Here is a 14,880-nt window from a genome sequence, read left to right on the forward strand (position 1 = left end):
AGAAAACCAAATGTAAAACCTACATCTCATAGAGCCAGTTTTCGTGAATTTCAGCATAATTCGAGTAACGAGATGTAAGTTTTACATCTCACCAAGTTTAAATCAGCCTATCAAACTCAATTACATGTACTTTTTACATTTGGACTGTCTCGCTATCCCAACTATTCAGCTCTTACTAAGCAATCTAGCTGATTCCTACTGTACTGCTCTTACCAACATTCTCGCTAAATCCTATCCCAACCTACTTCTCTTCCAACACTTGAACATTCAAGCTGGCTGTCACTTGCGGGTGAAGCTTCACCGGGATTTGGGTGACGCCCAGGGTGCGAATCGGATCTTCGAGGACGAGCTTGCGCTTGTCGATTTTGATGCTTATCTTTTCGAGCGCCTCGGCGATTTGCTTGTTCGTGATCGCTCCGAAGAGGCGGCCGCCTTCGCCGGCTTTGGCTTTGATTTGAATCGTCAGTTCGCCCAGCTTGGCACCGAGCGCCTCAGCGTCCGCTTTTTCCTGGTCTTTCTTTCGCTGCTCTGCTTTTTTCTGGTTATCGAGCTGAGTGACCGTGCCTTTGGTGGCCGGTGAGGCCAAGCCCTTGGCAATCAAAAAATTGTGCGCATATCCTTCAGAGACCTCTTTGATCTCACCTTTTTTACCTTGGCCCTTCACGTCTTGCAAGAATACGACTTTCATTCGAAAAGTCCCTCCTCCTGATTAATTTGCTCCAACACCTGCGTCAGCCTATGAGTCGCTTCCTCGATCGAGCCTTCCAGCTGAGTCGCCGCATTGGTTAAATGCCCGCCGCCTCCGAGGCGTTCCATCACGACCTGCACATTGATTTGACCCAGCGACCTCGCGCTGATCCCAATCACTCCATCGCTCCGTTCACTAATGACGAAGGATGCCATAATATCGGTCATATTCAACAATGTATCAGCAACCTGGGCAATCATCAACTGTGGATATTTATGACCCGGTTCCGCAACGGCAAGCGCGATATGGTCATACAAGATTTCCGTGAGTTTGATGATCTCGGCCTTCTCGATGAAGGAATCGAGATCTTCCTTCATCAGCTGCTGAATCAGCGTAGAGTCCGCGCCATTTCGCCGCAGGAAGGAGGCCGCCTCAAAGGTCCGAGCGCCTGTCCGCAGGCTGAAGCTTTTGGTATCGACGACGATTCCAGCGAGGAGCACCGTCGCCTCAAGCACTTCCATCGTCAGCTTGTCGTTGATATACTGCAGCAGCTCCGTTACGAGCTCGCACGTGGATGAAGCATAGGGCTCCATGTAGACCAGGGTTGCATCCTGAATGAAATCCTCACTCCGGCGATGATGGTCCACGATGACGATCCGGTGGGTTTGCTGCAGCAACTTCGGCTCAGTCACCATCGATGCTTTATGCGTATCTACCACAACCGCCAAGGTGCGCGGAGTCACAATCTGCATGCCCTGCTCCGGTGTCAGGAACCAGCGATGCAGCTTTTCATCCATGGCGATCGTTTCCATCAGTTTTTCGATCGAGGGATTGATTCCCTCCAGGACGATATATCCTTCTTTGCCCACCACCTGCACAGCCTTCAGCACACCAATCGCCGCTCCGATGGAATCCATATCCGGAAAACGGTGGCCCATGATAATCACTTTATCGCTTTCTCTCATTAAATCCCTTAGAGCATGAGAGATCACTCGAGCTCTTACACGCGTGCGCTTCTCTACAGCATTCGTACGGCCTCCATAAAAGGAAAGCCGCTGTCCAACCTTCACCGTGACCTGATCCCCGCCGCGGCCCAGCGACATATCCAAACTCATTTGCGCCATTTGGCCCAGCTCGATAAGCTTCTCGGTACCCGATGCAATTCCCACGCTCAGGGTCATCGGAAGCTTGTTCTCGATCGTCATATCGCGAATATCATCCAGAATCTCAAATCGCGTCTGTTCCAGCTCCTTCAAGGCTTTTTGGTCCATAATGATCAAAAAGCGGTCCGCCGCGGTCCGCCGCAAATAAAGCTGATGCTTTTGTGCCCATTCCGTTATCTCCCCGGTCACTTTGGCCAGCATAATGCTTCGTGTCTGGTCATCCATGCCTTGGGTGGCTTCATCCAGGTTATCCATCATGACAATACCGATCGTAATCTTCTCTTCTTCATAGCGTTTAGCCAGGTTGGCATATTCCGTGATATCGCGAATATACATCAGCCGCTCTTCTTGCCGCAGCGAGATCATGTAGGTCATCTTGCCGATGACGACCTCGAACCTCTCGTCCTTTTCCTTCTTGCCCTTTAGCTCCGGAATCAGCTCCAAAATCGAATCCCCAATCACGGAATCCTGCCCCAGCATCTTGGCAACGAAGGGATTGTGCCATTCCACCTTTTTATCCTCATTATATAAAATGATGCCGATCGGAATGCTGCTGGTCACCTCGCCCCCCGCTTTTTTAACACGGTAAGAGATTGTACCGACATAAGCATTCAAATCACGGCGGAAAGCCGTCTCGGCCTTAATCGTGTAATAGGCCAGCACTCCGCTCAGCAGCAGAGCCACTATACCCAGGATCCATTGATAAGCAAAGAGTGCAATCGTAAGTCCCAGCAGCAGAATAAAGGTCCAGACCATATGTAGTCCATGCCATCGCTTCAAAAGGAATTTCGGCATTGGTTGTAGCTCCTAATCCTATAATTTTTTCTTGAATCGTTCACGGATTGGAAAGGCGACATCGAATACCCCTAGTAAGCTGAACGCGAAGAAAAACGGCGACAATATAATTAGCAAAATGATAGCTATAATCGGCAGAACCCGATTCCATTTGTTTGTATGAGTGATGAAAAATAAAAAGCCTATGGCTTGAATCGCGAAAAGGGGAACAAGCAGCGACAGCAGGTTTAACAGCAGCATGGCTGTCAGCGTATTCGAATTCGGATTAATCAAAAGATCTGCGGCAAATGCAATCAAGTAAAACCAAACAAAGGACTTGGGCAGCATCCATTCTCGCACGGGTCTCAGCCCAGGGATGGATTCCCCGCTTTTATTCAGCAGCCAGCGGCTGAGCCCATGTGTCACGATCACATAAAACAAAGCGAATGCGATCAGCACCACAGGGATAATTTGAGTCATCATATTAATGTACAATTCTTGATCTTTGGGCAGCAAGGCACGCAGCTCCGGAGCTGCAGAACTTAAGTTATTGATCATAAATTGCTTAAACTTGGCAATGGGATTCATCCCCACCAAATAACCGATCACGAGACTGAGCAAGGATTCTGCCAACAGGGTTAGACTTGCCGTGGTGACTACCGCTCGAGCAGGGGCTTTGCGTTTATACAGATATCCCATGACGAGAACCGGCGGCAGGAAAAAAAACGAAACCGCGAGCAATACCGAACCTACCCAGGCGGACAGCAAATAGACAAACAACAGGCTTCCGACATAGTAGATGACAAACTGCCTGGTGCTTGACCTCACATAAAGAATAACGAGCGGAATCATCAGAAAACTAATCGTAAAAATAATAAAAGGAGTCATGAACGATAAAAGGATCATCGCGGAAACGAAGCTCCATAATAGCCTTTGCCAACTTGCTCTCCCCAAAAGGGCTCACCTCTTACATTTCGTTTTGCTCTAGATGTTTGCCAGCGCAGACTCTGTACTCGATTATACCACAAAACAGCTCCAGGGAATAAAGTCCTATCTTTACCCCTAGAGAGCAGCATCCGATGCAAAACGATCCCCGTGGGTGGACGGAGAGGAAATGACCAGAAATTCAATGGCCTCATTGGACTCATTCCTGATATGGTGGTGAAAACCGGCTTCAATCGTGACTCCTTCTTGCGGGTGAAGTGTAACCAGCTTACCCTCAATCTCCATAGTCGCAATTCCGCCAAGAATAAAGAAGAACTGTTTGGCCAATCGATGGAAGTGTCTGGCTTCAGCCGTTCCCGGCGGCATCCTTTCATGAATGACTGTACGTTTCGGGGAATTTTCCAGAAACCAGCCGTCACACATGGCTCCCCAATGATAATGAGGTGCTGTAGCTTTGCTTATTTTCACCGTTGAACTCTCCTTTGATTACTATCTTAGGACTGATAAGCAAAAAGCACTCAATGTTTGCTCGAGAGTGCTTCGTCGTCATTCCTATTATACAAGGTAAGGACTATTCTTCAAAGATATGTACCAGCAATTGTCCCAATTGTTCCATAGCTTCCTTCTCTTGCTCGCCATCGATTTCCAAAGTAATCGAGTCGCCATTCTCGATACCCAGAGTCAGCATGCTTAGCGAGCTTTTCCCATTTACGGTTTTATCGTTTTTGCTGACATTGATTTTGCAAGGAAATGTGCTGGCCTTTTGTACGAATGTTTTCGTAGGGCGGGCATGGAATCCGGAAGGATTCAGCACGGTAAAGGTTTCAGTAATCATGTTCAATCACTCCTTCATTAACTTCTCTACAAAGGTTTTTATTTCGTTCTGGCTTCCGAGTGTCAAAGCTTTATTCGCATGAACAGTCCATTCGGTTCGAGAAAGCCGCCCAATCAAGGCTCTGGCAGGCAAAATGGAGCTGGCACTCATACTGTACTCATGCAGTCCAAGCCCAAGCAAAAGCGGAATCGCCGTCTCATCGCCGGCCATTTCTCCGCACATTCCTACCCACTTACCCTCTTTCCCCGCTGCGTATATAACCATCCGGATAAGTTTAAGTATAGAAGGATGGCAGGGTTGATACAAGTAAGACACCGTTTCATTCATCCGGTCTGCCGCCATGGTATATTGGATCAAGTCATTGGTCCCGATGCTGAAGAAATCAACTTCCTTGGCTAATACATCCGCGGCTAACGCTGCTGCCGGAATCTCGATCATGATCCCTATCTCGAAGGTAGCTGAAACGGGCAAGCCCTCCTGGATTAACTTATCTTTTTCTTCCTGGAGCAAACGCTTGGCTTCCAGAAGCTCATCCATGACCGCGATCATCGGGAACATGATTTTCAGTTGGCCGTATGAGCTGGCGCGAAGCAGCGCACGAAGCTGCGTGCGGAACAAGTCCTGCCGCTCAAGGCACAGGCGAATGGCGCGGAGACCGAGGAACGGGTTGCTCTCTGCTGGCAGCTTCAAATACGGCAGCTCCTTGTCGCCGCCGATATCCAGCGTGCGGATGACGACCGGCTTATCTGCCATTTTCTCCAGCACATGCTTATAGACGCTGAACTGTTCTTCCTCCGTGGGGAAGTTATTGCGTCCCATGTAAAGAAACTCCGTGCGGAACAAGCCGATGCCTTCCGCTCCATTGTCGAGCACCTTCTGCAGGTCCTCCACACTGCCGATATTGGCCGCAAGCTCTACACGATGTCCATCGCTGGATACAGTGGCCTGATCCTTCAGTGTGGCGAGCTCAAGCCTGTGCCTGTCATACTGCTCTTTCTTCTGCTTGTAAGCCAGCAGCTCTTCGGTACCAGGATTCACGATGATACGGCCTTCGACAGCGTCCAAAATAACGGTATCGTCTGCACGAATTCCGCCGGCTGCAGCACCTGCACCGACAATCGCAGGAATGCCGAGCGAACGCGCCATAATGGCGGAATGGGATGTGCGGCTGCCGATTTCAGTGATGAAGCCCCTGACATAATCCAGATTCAGCTGAGCGGTATCGGATGGTGAAAGGTCCTCGGCGACGAGAATTATTTCCTCGGAAATATTCGATACCGTCGTATAGGGAATTCCTCGCAGATGGCTCATCACCCTGCCGGATACGTCGCGCACATCGGCGGCACGTTCCCTCAGCAGCTCGTTATCCATGCCCATGAGCATCTCAATAAACGATTGGGCGACCTCATGGAGCGCATATTCCGCATTAATATTTTTCTGAGCGATGCGCTCAACAATGACGTCAATGAAATCAGGGTCTTCAAGCAAAAGCGCATGAGCTTCGAAAATCTCGGCCTTTTGGGCACCCAAGCGAGCCTCTGTAAGCTGGCGAAGAGCTTCTAGCTCCTCCGCGGCCCGTTCAACTGCGTGACGAAAACGCAGCACCTCCTTCTTCGGATCCGGAACGATGGTGCGAACCGGCTCATAGGCGGAGACTTCAAGCCGATATACCTTGGCAATCGCGATGCCAGGGGAAGCAGCTATACCTGTTAAAGTTTGTGACATGGTTACCACCCCTTTGATTACAATTGAATCCGCTGATGCATGTGATCGTATTGCTCTATGATTAACGCATGTATCGGATGCCCCGCGGCAATGCCCGTATACTTGGTTACGGTCTCGCTTACCCCACGGGTGCGTATGGACTCTTGCAGCTCCAATGCTTCCGGGTCCTCCTGAGCATCGAAACGCAGCGCGGCTGCCATGGCCATCGCCAGATTCTGCGGCTCGATCCCCCGCTCAAAGGCTTGAAGCGCTGGGCGAACAAGCCGATCGTTCGGGGACAGCTTTCGTACAGGTGAGCGGCCGACCCGTACGACTTCGTCCGTCAAATAAGGATTGCGGAACCGATCGAGGATTGTATCCCTATAATGCTTATGTTCCACTGGATCAAATCCATACTTGTTCACAAGCAGAGCGCCTGTCTCTTCCAGCACCTTCTCCACCTTAGAGGTTATGAGTGAATCTTTCATAGTCTGTTGAATCGTCGAATACCCCTTTAAATAGCCAAGATACGCCGCACAGCAATGGCCGGTATTCACAGTAAACAGCTTGCGCTCGATGTAAGGCTCTAATTCATCCACATAATGAACGCCTTCGATTTCCTTAAAACCCTTAATCATCGCCGAACGATCGACGACCCACTCGTAAAAGGGCTCTACAGTAACGTGTAAGGGGTCCTCATGATGCTGAATCGGCACGATTCGATCCACCGCTGCATCCGGAAAAGCCACTTGCTCATCCGCCTTCCGGCGATTTATTTCACTTAAATGCGCATACACATGCTCTTTCAATTGCGTGCTGCCTCCTATGGCATTCTCACAAGCAATCACATGCAAGGGTGCATGGTTTTGCATGATACGCATTTCAATGCCTTGGGCTATACCTTCAGCAATATGCTTAAGGACGTTAACTCCTACAGCCGTTGTGACCAAGTCAGCTCTGACTATCGCTTCTGCTACTTGCGCCATATTCTTTCCGCTGATTGCCGTAACACCGGTAACGCGGGTGGTTGCTTGCGATTCGTTCGCCAAGGAAACCGAGTACTCTCCTCTTTGCTGCAAAAGCGATACTACCGTTTCATTCACATCTACGAAGATAACCTCATATCCAGATCGGGACAGAAGCAGTCCTATAAATCCTCTGCCGATATTGCCTGCTCCAAAATGGACCGCTCTCATGACTCCATCCCGCTTTCGAAGATTTCGATCATTTCGGCTTCGCTGGACGCCTTGCGAATGCGTTCCAGATTCTCATCATCGGAGCAAACCATCGCTACATTGGTCAAAATTTCAAGGTGCTCATCTCCCGCAGCCGCAATGCCCACTATCAAAAAAGCGGATTCGCCCTCTCCGAAATCGACGCCATCCGGAATTTGCACAATCGACATCCCCGTGGATTTGATCAGTTCCTTGGAATCCTTCGTGCCGTGCGGAATCGCCAGCCCGCCGCCCATGTACGTCGATAATGTGTCCTCTCTTTCCAGCATTTTATCAATATATCCTGAATCCACATGGCCAGCATCGACAAGCAATTGGCCCGCTATGCGTATCGCTTCATATTTGTTCCCAACCTTGACGCCCAGCTTTACTTTATCTGCAGATAGAATACTCATTTGCGGTTCCTCCCCGTCTCCATTTTATTTGCGAAAAATCCTGCCAGCTCACTTGAAATAAATTGTTTAATTTCCGCCTTTGTGCCTTGCTCAAACAGCCGTATCATTTCCGGAATCAGGAGCAGGGCGCTAATCTCGCTCAAAACCTCCAGGCTTTCTTTGGAAAGCTCACGCGGCCCCAGCATAATGAGCAGCTGCCTGACTTCTGCAGGATACCCTTCATCCAGAATCAAAGGCTGATCTAACTTAAATAAGGCGATCATTGGCATTGGGATCTGTTCACTTCTTGTATGAAAGAGAGCCAGGTGTGTATCCGGGATTACCTGACTCCCGTGCTGTTCCCGCTCAAGTAACTGTTCAACAACCGGTGAGATTTGCTTTATGAATCCGGCCTTGCCTAAGATCTCACAAACTTGCTGCAGCGTCTTCTGTAAATCGAATCCACCCGATGTTGATTCTATATAATTGACTTCGAAACGGTCCAATAAGAACAGAGTGATGTCCAAAAAACCTTTAAGGCTGCGCAGCCGCTCCAAGGAATGGTCCCCATACGATGCTTCCGGACGGGCGGTTGATGAACGCTTCAAGGTGATGTCCTGAACAAAATGGCGAAGCTTTTCCGTCTCTTCCTTGGTCATCAGTGGGCTCATCTTAATATATTGACCTGCGTCCAAGGGGAGATCCACGGTCGAAATAATGAGATCATACTCATCCTCGGGAATTCTTGCCGCTTCATACCATGATGCAAAATCGATGATCTTGATTTGCGGCAGCTCTTTGCCCAGCCGAATCGCCAACAGCTTGGAAGAGCCTATTCCGCTCGTACATACGACGATAGCTCGGACGACGCGAGGGAACTGTTTCATCCTTTCCAGGGAAGCGCCGAAATGCATGACCAGATAACCGATTTCCTCATCGGGAACGGACAAATGGCTTATGATCACATCTACCCCTTGACGGACCAAATCAAACAGCAACTCGTAATCCTTCCTGATCTGATGGAGCAGCGGGTTGCGGATTTGGGCACCTTCGGCCAGCCGCTGCAAGGCAGGCTTGATATGATGGAACAGCCCTTCCCTCAAAGAGCGATCCTCGCTGATCGTGATGCCAATGCGAGCCTCCACATAGTGGATGATCTGCCCCACGATCTCCATAAGGCCCAAATCATCATGAGGAAGCAGATCATTAACATCCGATTCATTATTCCCTTCAAGCAGCTCAGCGATATAAGCCGCTTCAGTTGGAGGAAGCTCAAGCCCAAGAGATTTTGATATTTGCTGAACCATGGTGTTCATTCTGATGGCTTGCTCTGAACTGGTAGCCGCTTCTCCAAAGAAATCGATATGACGATGATCCTCAATCCATTTACCTTGACGAATACGCGTAATCGCTACGGATAAACGAATTAAAAGATCATTATAATCGCTCTCGGACAATTCAATCAGCCACTGCTCCCCCAACTGCCACAACACCTGCTCCACTTGCATCCAATTGACTTTGCCCACCATGGCCAGGAGATGGACGGTTACCTGTTGATACGGCTGATCGCCGACATTTCCAAATAAATCGGATTCATCCACATGCATCTGGACTAATTGGAAGATCATTTTTCGCTTATTCGCTTCGCTGCCACTTAGCCGCACACCGAAGCCTCTGCGGCGAATAAGCTGAAGGCTGCTCTTCGCGATCCATGCCTCCAGCTCATCCAAATCATGGCTGACTGTAGGCACTGTGATGTGCAGATCATGAGCCAGCGTAAAAAGTTTCAACGGCTCATCCGCTTCCAGCAGAAAGCAAAGCAGCAGGATTTTGCGTTCATCGGAAGTATAAACCATCGTTTGATTGTGAAGAAGATTTAGCTTAAGGTCTTCCAACTGCTGCGGACTGGCCTGCATTTGCATACCCGTTCCTGACTTTTTCCGCAGTATGACACCATACGTCGCCAGAATGTTTTCCAACTCCGACAGCTCTCTATGGACCGTTCTCGTGCTGACTTTGATCTCGGCTGCCATCTCTCCAGCCGTGATTTCATCCTTGCGGTTGATCAGCAGCTCCAACAGTTGACGCTGTCTATTGGAAATGTTCATGACGGACATCTTCCTTATTAACAAAATGGAGATAACGCCGGCACAAGGCCAGCGTTACGTTCAGTTTTACCTGTTTGCATCTATTTAATTTTAGCTGAGACGTTCGACCAAGTCATCATATTCCGGACTTTTCATGAAGTTATCGATGGAGATGTGCTCCGCCTTTGGCGCCTGTCTTCGGGCTCGATCCGTCAGAGCTTTATGGGTCACCACGATATCTGCATCCTGGGGTATCTCGCTGATCGCGGTGTTGACAACCGTTACATCAACGCCTGCATCTTTCATTTTCTTCCTAAGAATGGAGGCTCCCATAGCGCTCGAGCCCATGCCGGCATCACAGGAAAAGACGATTTTATGCACATCCGTCTTAGTTTTCAATCCTGCCGCTGCAGCGGATACCGGGATGTCGGTTCGGCCCGCATTTTTCATTTCCCTCATTTTAGCCGAAGCCTGCTCCAAATCCTCTTCTTGATCCTCTTTCCGGCTCGTTCTGAGCAATAAGGAAGAGATCAGGAAGGAGACGACTGTGGCTGTGATGACACCGCTAAAGACCCCAAGTAAGCCGCCTTTAGGCGCCATCGCAATGTAAGCAAATATACTGCCCGGTGAAGGAACCGCCACCAGACCCGCGTTGAACAATGAAAAGGTGAATGTTCCTGTGACACCGCCTGCGATTGCAGCAATGATCAAACGTGGATTCATGAGAATATAAGGAAAATAGATTTCATGAATTCCACCGAAGAAATGAATAATAGCGGCACCCGGCGCCGATTGTTTAGCCATCCCCCGCCCTGCCAGCCAGTAGGCCAGCAGGATACCCAGGCCTGGGCCCGGATTGGACTCCAGCATGAAAATAATCGATTTCCCTGTTTTGGCTGCTTGATCCAAAGCAATTGGACTAAGTACGCCATGATTAATCGCATTGTTCAAGAAAAGCACTTTCCCCGGCTCGATCAAGATATTCGCCAGAGGCAGCAAGCCTGCATGGACCAGTACTTCCACTCCGGCTGCCAATGCTTTACTGATCAATTCAACCACGGGGCCAATCCCTGTATACGCTGCCAGGGCAAGCGCGGCTCCAATGATCCCCGAGGAGAAATTGTTCACCAGCATTTCAAAGCCGGATTTAATCTTGCCTTCGATCGATCTATCGAAGCTTCTGAGCACCCAAGCTGCCAATGGACCTACGATCATTGCTCCCAGGAACATGGGGATCGTGGACCCAATAACAACCCCCATCGTCGTTACCGCAGCGATTACACCGCCTCGAGTTCCGTGTATCATTTGTCCCCCCGTGTAACCGATAAGGAGGGGAAGCAGATAAGTAATCATCGGACCTACGAGCTTAGCCAAATATTCATTTGGAATCCAGCCAGTTGGAATGAATAACGCAGTGATTAAGCCCCATGCAATAAAAGCTCCGATGTTCGGCATGACCATACCGCTGAGAAAACGCCCGAAACGCTGCACGGCTACTCGAGCTCCACCCGTCTGCTTTTGTGCTGCCATGGTATTCATAAGAATGCCCCCTTAATTGTTGGATAACGCTTCCAATAAGTCTTTCATGTTGATATGCCTTCATCATAAGGGATGCCGCGGGCTTCTTCAACAAAAGGAAAAGCATGTATCGTCATCAACATTGTTGACAACATTTTAATTTACTCTTGGATATATTGTACTTATCAATTTCAGGTTATTCATATAAACCGTTCATCATGCGTTCAACCACAACGATAGCTTCAGCTCGGACCGCTCGCTCCAATGGGGAAATGTTCCATCCGGAAAGCCTTCCAGAAGACCCAATTTGCTGGCCAATTTCACATTGTCCTGTGCCCATGGACTTACAGACGCATGATCCTTGAATGTATATAACTCGCTGCTTAGGGAGTTTGATTGTTGGCTTTTATTAGCAACTGCTTTAGTCAGCATAATGGCCATCTGCTCTCGCGTAATAGGGTCATTGGGCCGAAAGCTCGTATCTGTCATGCCGCTGACAATGTTGGCAGCAAAAACTTGATACACGGCCTCATAATACCAGGCATTGGAAGGAACATCCGTGAACGGCCGGTTAGCTCCCGCTTCTTTTAACTGAAGCGTGCGAGCCAGTAGTGCTGCAAACTGTGCTCGTGTGAGCGTCCCTTGCGGGTCGAATTGGACGTCCGTTACACCGTTTGTAATCCCGCGTCCGGCCATCCTTTCGATGCTCGCTTTAGCCCAATGTCCGGCCAGATCGGCAAAAGCCGATGAGCGTTCCATCACGGCATACTGTGAGAAATGACGCGCATGAAAGGCAACCGTCCCATCCGGTTGAACCTGCCCGCCGGCATATTCCCAGCTCCGAGCGGAAGGATTCCACCCATAGACGCCTACATTGGTCGAGTCATGAATTTGACTCGGTTCTACAGCGAATGTAACTCGAATCGGGTCTGGGAAACTCGCTACCGCTTTGTTTGTATCCGAAATCTCAAACTGGTAGCTTCCCAGCACGGTATTTATTCCTTGGCTGGAACTCAGGGGGAATGCAGGCGCTGCTGCAACTGCAATGGAAAGCTTCCAATCGCCTGCACCACTAGTGCCTTTCAATGCAGCACGCGGAACCTCCAGGCGCACCCGGTCCGAACGGATGATGAGTGTCCTATCGGCCTTATTCAGTGCCTCTCGTGTGGACGCACCTAAGATCACATCGACATTCTCGTTTCCGTTGGCTGTCGATGCGTCAATCGTGATCGGGCCACTCGTAACTGCCAATTCATGGTCAATCCGCTCTTTTGAGACTTCCACAATGGTCTTGATTTCACCCGAGGGTGCCGTCTCGACCATTTTCTGATCAGTTAAAGGAATTACTGTTGGCAGCGGCGGTGCCAGTATAGGTCCGCCTCCAAATCCTCCACCAGGTGCAACGGGTGTCGGACTAACCGAAGGCGCAGGGGACGTCAATGGCGATGCTGAAGACGTTACCATGTATTGAACCTCGCGCAGTTGGCTCTCCGTGTCATTAGATACAGCAACAGCTTTTAATTGAACTGCTCCAGGATGATCCAAAACAATGGCTCCCCCATAAAGACGTGAAGACGGGGTCGGAGCTGTGCCATCTAAAGTGTAATAAATGGATGCTCCCGAAACAGCGGAACTCAATTTGATTTCCGTACCTACAGGGAGACTGCTCGAGGCATGATCTGCTTCCGGCGCATCTGGCAGTTTTTCATAAGTGATCGTATTGGAGCGAATAAATTCCTGCTCCAAACCGTCATCCGCCACAATCTTATAGCGTCCGTAGGCGGACGGCAGCGTAAGAATACCCTTTCCATGGTACATAGGTACGGATTGAACAGCATCCTGAGTCCATAAGCCACTTGTAAAATGAAGCTTGCTTATACTGAGCCCAGCCGAGAGTCCATAAGTCATTTCTGTCACTGTTCCATGCTTATCTGTAGCGGTAAGGACTACTCCAGCATTTTGAGCTTCCGCGCTAGCTGCAGAGTTAGAGATGTTTGCGCTTGGCGCTACAGGAGCAAATTGCACCTGCAGACGAGGAAGATTTAACGCTCTTCTTCCATTGATCAATCCGCTGCCGTAATCGTCCTTCACACTCGGACGATAGCCGTTATTGTAGGTACCGACACCTGGATCGGGAAGATGAACGGCGCTATCCGTCAATATCGTCTGCAGCTCATCCTTGCTCAGCGCCGGATTGGCCGCTTTGATTAAGGCTGCAAGTCCGGTTACGAAAGGTGCGGCCATAGAGGTACCCGAATTATATTTATAACCTCCCGGAACCGTGCTCCAAATGTCCACGCCCGGAGCTGCGACCGAAACAAAGCCAATATTCGAAAAATCAGCCAATTTTATATCATTTTCCAATTTGCCTGTTCGTGCAATATAATCAACGGCTCCCACACTGACAACACCATCTATAGCTGCCGGAAAACCGGTAAAAGCGTAGTAACGCTCTGTATCGCCAGTTGGATTATCCAAATTGAACATATCTTTCCCTATCCAATGATTGCTGTCATTGCCTGAAGCCGCTACAACCAAAACCTGATGGTCTATTGCATATTGAATGGCCTCAGACTCTATCTTATCCGATGCGATCACAGGCTTACCGCGAGCAACAATCACAATGTGTCCTGCCGCATCCTTTTGAAATCGTTCTCGGGTCATGCTCAGGTTTATCACGGAAGCGCCATGATCGACAGCCCATTTGATACCGCTGGCTATGGTCAAGGTGTCGCCGGCTCCGTTCTGATTCGCTACCTTGACCGGAATGATTTTGGCGCCTCCAGCCATGCCTGCGATGCCTTGCCCATTGTCTGCAATGGCTGCAGCGATCCCTGAAACGTGGGTGCCGTGCCCATTATCATCATTCGGATCGGCATCGTTGTTAATAAAATCATATCCATTGACTTGACCGTTCACACGGTCTATGGAGTCTGCCAGATCGAGATGATTTATATTGACGCCTGTATCCACGATGGCAATTTTAACGCGGCTCCGTTCCTCTACGGTTACCTCTTTCCATGCATAGGTCGCTTCGGTCACCGAAAGACCCCACTGCAAAGAGCTCGCTGGATCATTGGACATTGCCACGGCAGAAGTCGATAGTGTACTGGCCCCAGGTTGAACTGGAGCAGGAACAGGAGTTTGAGCAGCCAAGGGAGCCTCATTGAGACGATACACATATACCGGCTGTGCGAACTCTACGTTTGGATCCTTATTTAATTCCTCCACCTTGCTCCATACATTTTGTTCTACGGGCAGATCAATCGTCTTCACGTTTCGATCCTCGGAAACTAGCGGAGAAACCGAACGAATACGAGAGTTATAGCGAATAGGCTGTTTATATTTAACGATGACCTTCCCCGGTACAAGCTCCGGGTTCGTCACGGTTTGCGCCTTGGTTGCTATTTCGGAAAAGGCAGGATAACCGCCTATCCAAAGCTGTGATGCCAGTATTGAAAATAACGCGACAGTTCCCGCAAATCGCATCATTCGTTTCCCTATCATATTTAACCATGTCCCTTCCGTTCAACAAAGCTGTAAAATCATGTAAGTCT

11 protein-coding genes are annotated in these 14,880 nt (G+C 49.5%); all 11 read right to left on the minus strand.

All coding sequences use genetic code 11. The features are described from left to right. Nucleotides 1-241 precede the first annotated feature (241 nt). The gene (gene rplI / locus BLV33_RS17430) at nt 242-688 is read right to left on the minus strand and encodes a 50S ribosomal protein L9 (protein ID WP_090794456.1); all 447 of its coding nucleotides are present in this window, start codon (nt 686-688) and stop codon (nt 242-244) included. Next, on the minus strand, nt 685-2,646 hold the full coding sequence (locus BLV33_RS17435) for a DHH family phosphoesterase (protein WP_090794458.1): 1,962 nt from the start codon (nt 2,644-2,646) through the stop codon (nt 685-687). Before BLV33_RS17435 ends, rplI begins: the two co-directional genes overlap by 4 nt. 18 nt (nt 2,647-2,664) lie before the next feature. Beyond that, on the minus strand, nt 2,665-3,579 hold the full coding sequence (locus tag BLV33_RS17440; protein ID WP_253187096.1) for a DUF2232 domain-containing protein: 915 nt from the start codon (nt 3,577-3,579) through the stop codon (nt 2,665-2,667). A 108-nt stretch (nt 3,580-3,687) separates the two neighbouring features. Continuing rightward, nucleotides 3,688-4,038, minus strand: coding sequence for a cupin domain-containing protein (locus BLV33_RS17445; protein WP_090794461.1), 351 nt, complete (start codon nt 4,036-4,038; stop codon nt 3,688-3,690). Nucleotides 4,039-4,141: 103 nt separating this feature from the next. Next, nucleotides 4,142-4,405, minus strand: a complete 264-nt coding sequence (locus BLV33_RS17450; protein WP_090794464.1) for an HPr family phosphocarrier protein — start codon at nt 4,403-4,405, stop codon at nt 4,142-4,144. A gap of 6 nt (nt 4,406-4,411) precedes the next feature. Next, nucleotides 4,412-6,130: a phosphoenolpyruvate--protein phosphotransferase gene (gene ptsP / locus BLV33_RS17455; protein ID WP_090794467.1), complete on the minus strand. Its 1,719-nt coding sequence runs from the start codon at nt 6,128-6,130 to the stop codon at nt 4,412-4,414. Nucleotides 6,131-6,147: 17 nt separating this feature from the next. Next, on the minus strand, nt 6,148-7,305 hold the full coding sequence (locus BLV33_RS17460; protein WP_090794469.1) for a mannitol-1-phosphate 5-dehydrogenase: 1,158 nt from the start codon (nt 7,303-7,305) through the stop codon (nt 6,148-6,150). Further along, entirely contained in the window at nt 7,302-7,739 is a 438-nt protein-coding gene (locus tag BLV33_RS17465; RefSeq protein WP_090794472.1) for a PTS mannitol transporter subunit IIA, read from the minus strand. The genes BLV33_RS17460 and BLV33_RS17465 overlap by 4 nt, the downstream gene beginning before the upstream one ends. After that, nucleotides 7,736-9,826: a BglG family transcription antiterminator gene (locus BLV33_RS17470; protein WP_090794475.1), complete on the minus strand. Its 2,091-nt coding sequence runs from the start codon at nt 9,824-9,826 to the stop codon at nt 7,736-7,738. The genes BLV33_RS17465 and BLV33_RS17470 overlap by 4 nt, the downstream gene beginning before the upstream one ends. Nucleotides 9,827-9,916: 90 nt before the next feature. Continuing rightward, the gene (locus BLV33_RS17475; RefSeq protein ID WP_090794477.1) at nt 9,917-11,344 is read right to left on the minus strand and encodes a PTS mannitol transporter subunit IIBC; all 1,428 of its coding nucleotides are present in this window, start codon (nt 11,342-11,344) and stop codon (nt 9,917-9,919) included. Nucleotides 11,345-11,539: 195 nt separating this feature from the next. Next, nucleotides 11,540-14,830 (minus strand): S8 family serine peptidase, encoded by a 3,291-nt coding sequence (locus BLV33_RS17480; RefSeq protein WP_090794480.1) that lies wholly within the window; start codon nt 14,828-14,830, stop codon nt 11,540-11,542. Nucleotides 14,831-14,880 lie beyond the last annotated feature (50 nt).

Source organism: Paenibacillus sp. GP183 (genome assembly GCF_900104695.1).
Classification (GTDB): Bacteria; Bacillota; Bacilli; order Paenibacillales; family NBRC-103111; genus Paenibacillus_AI.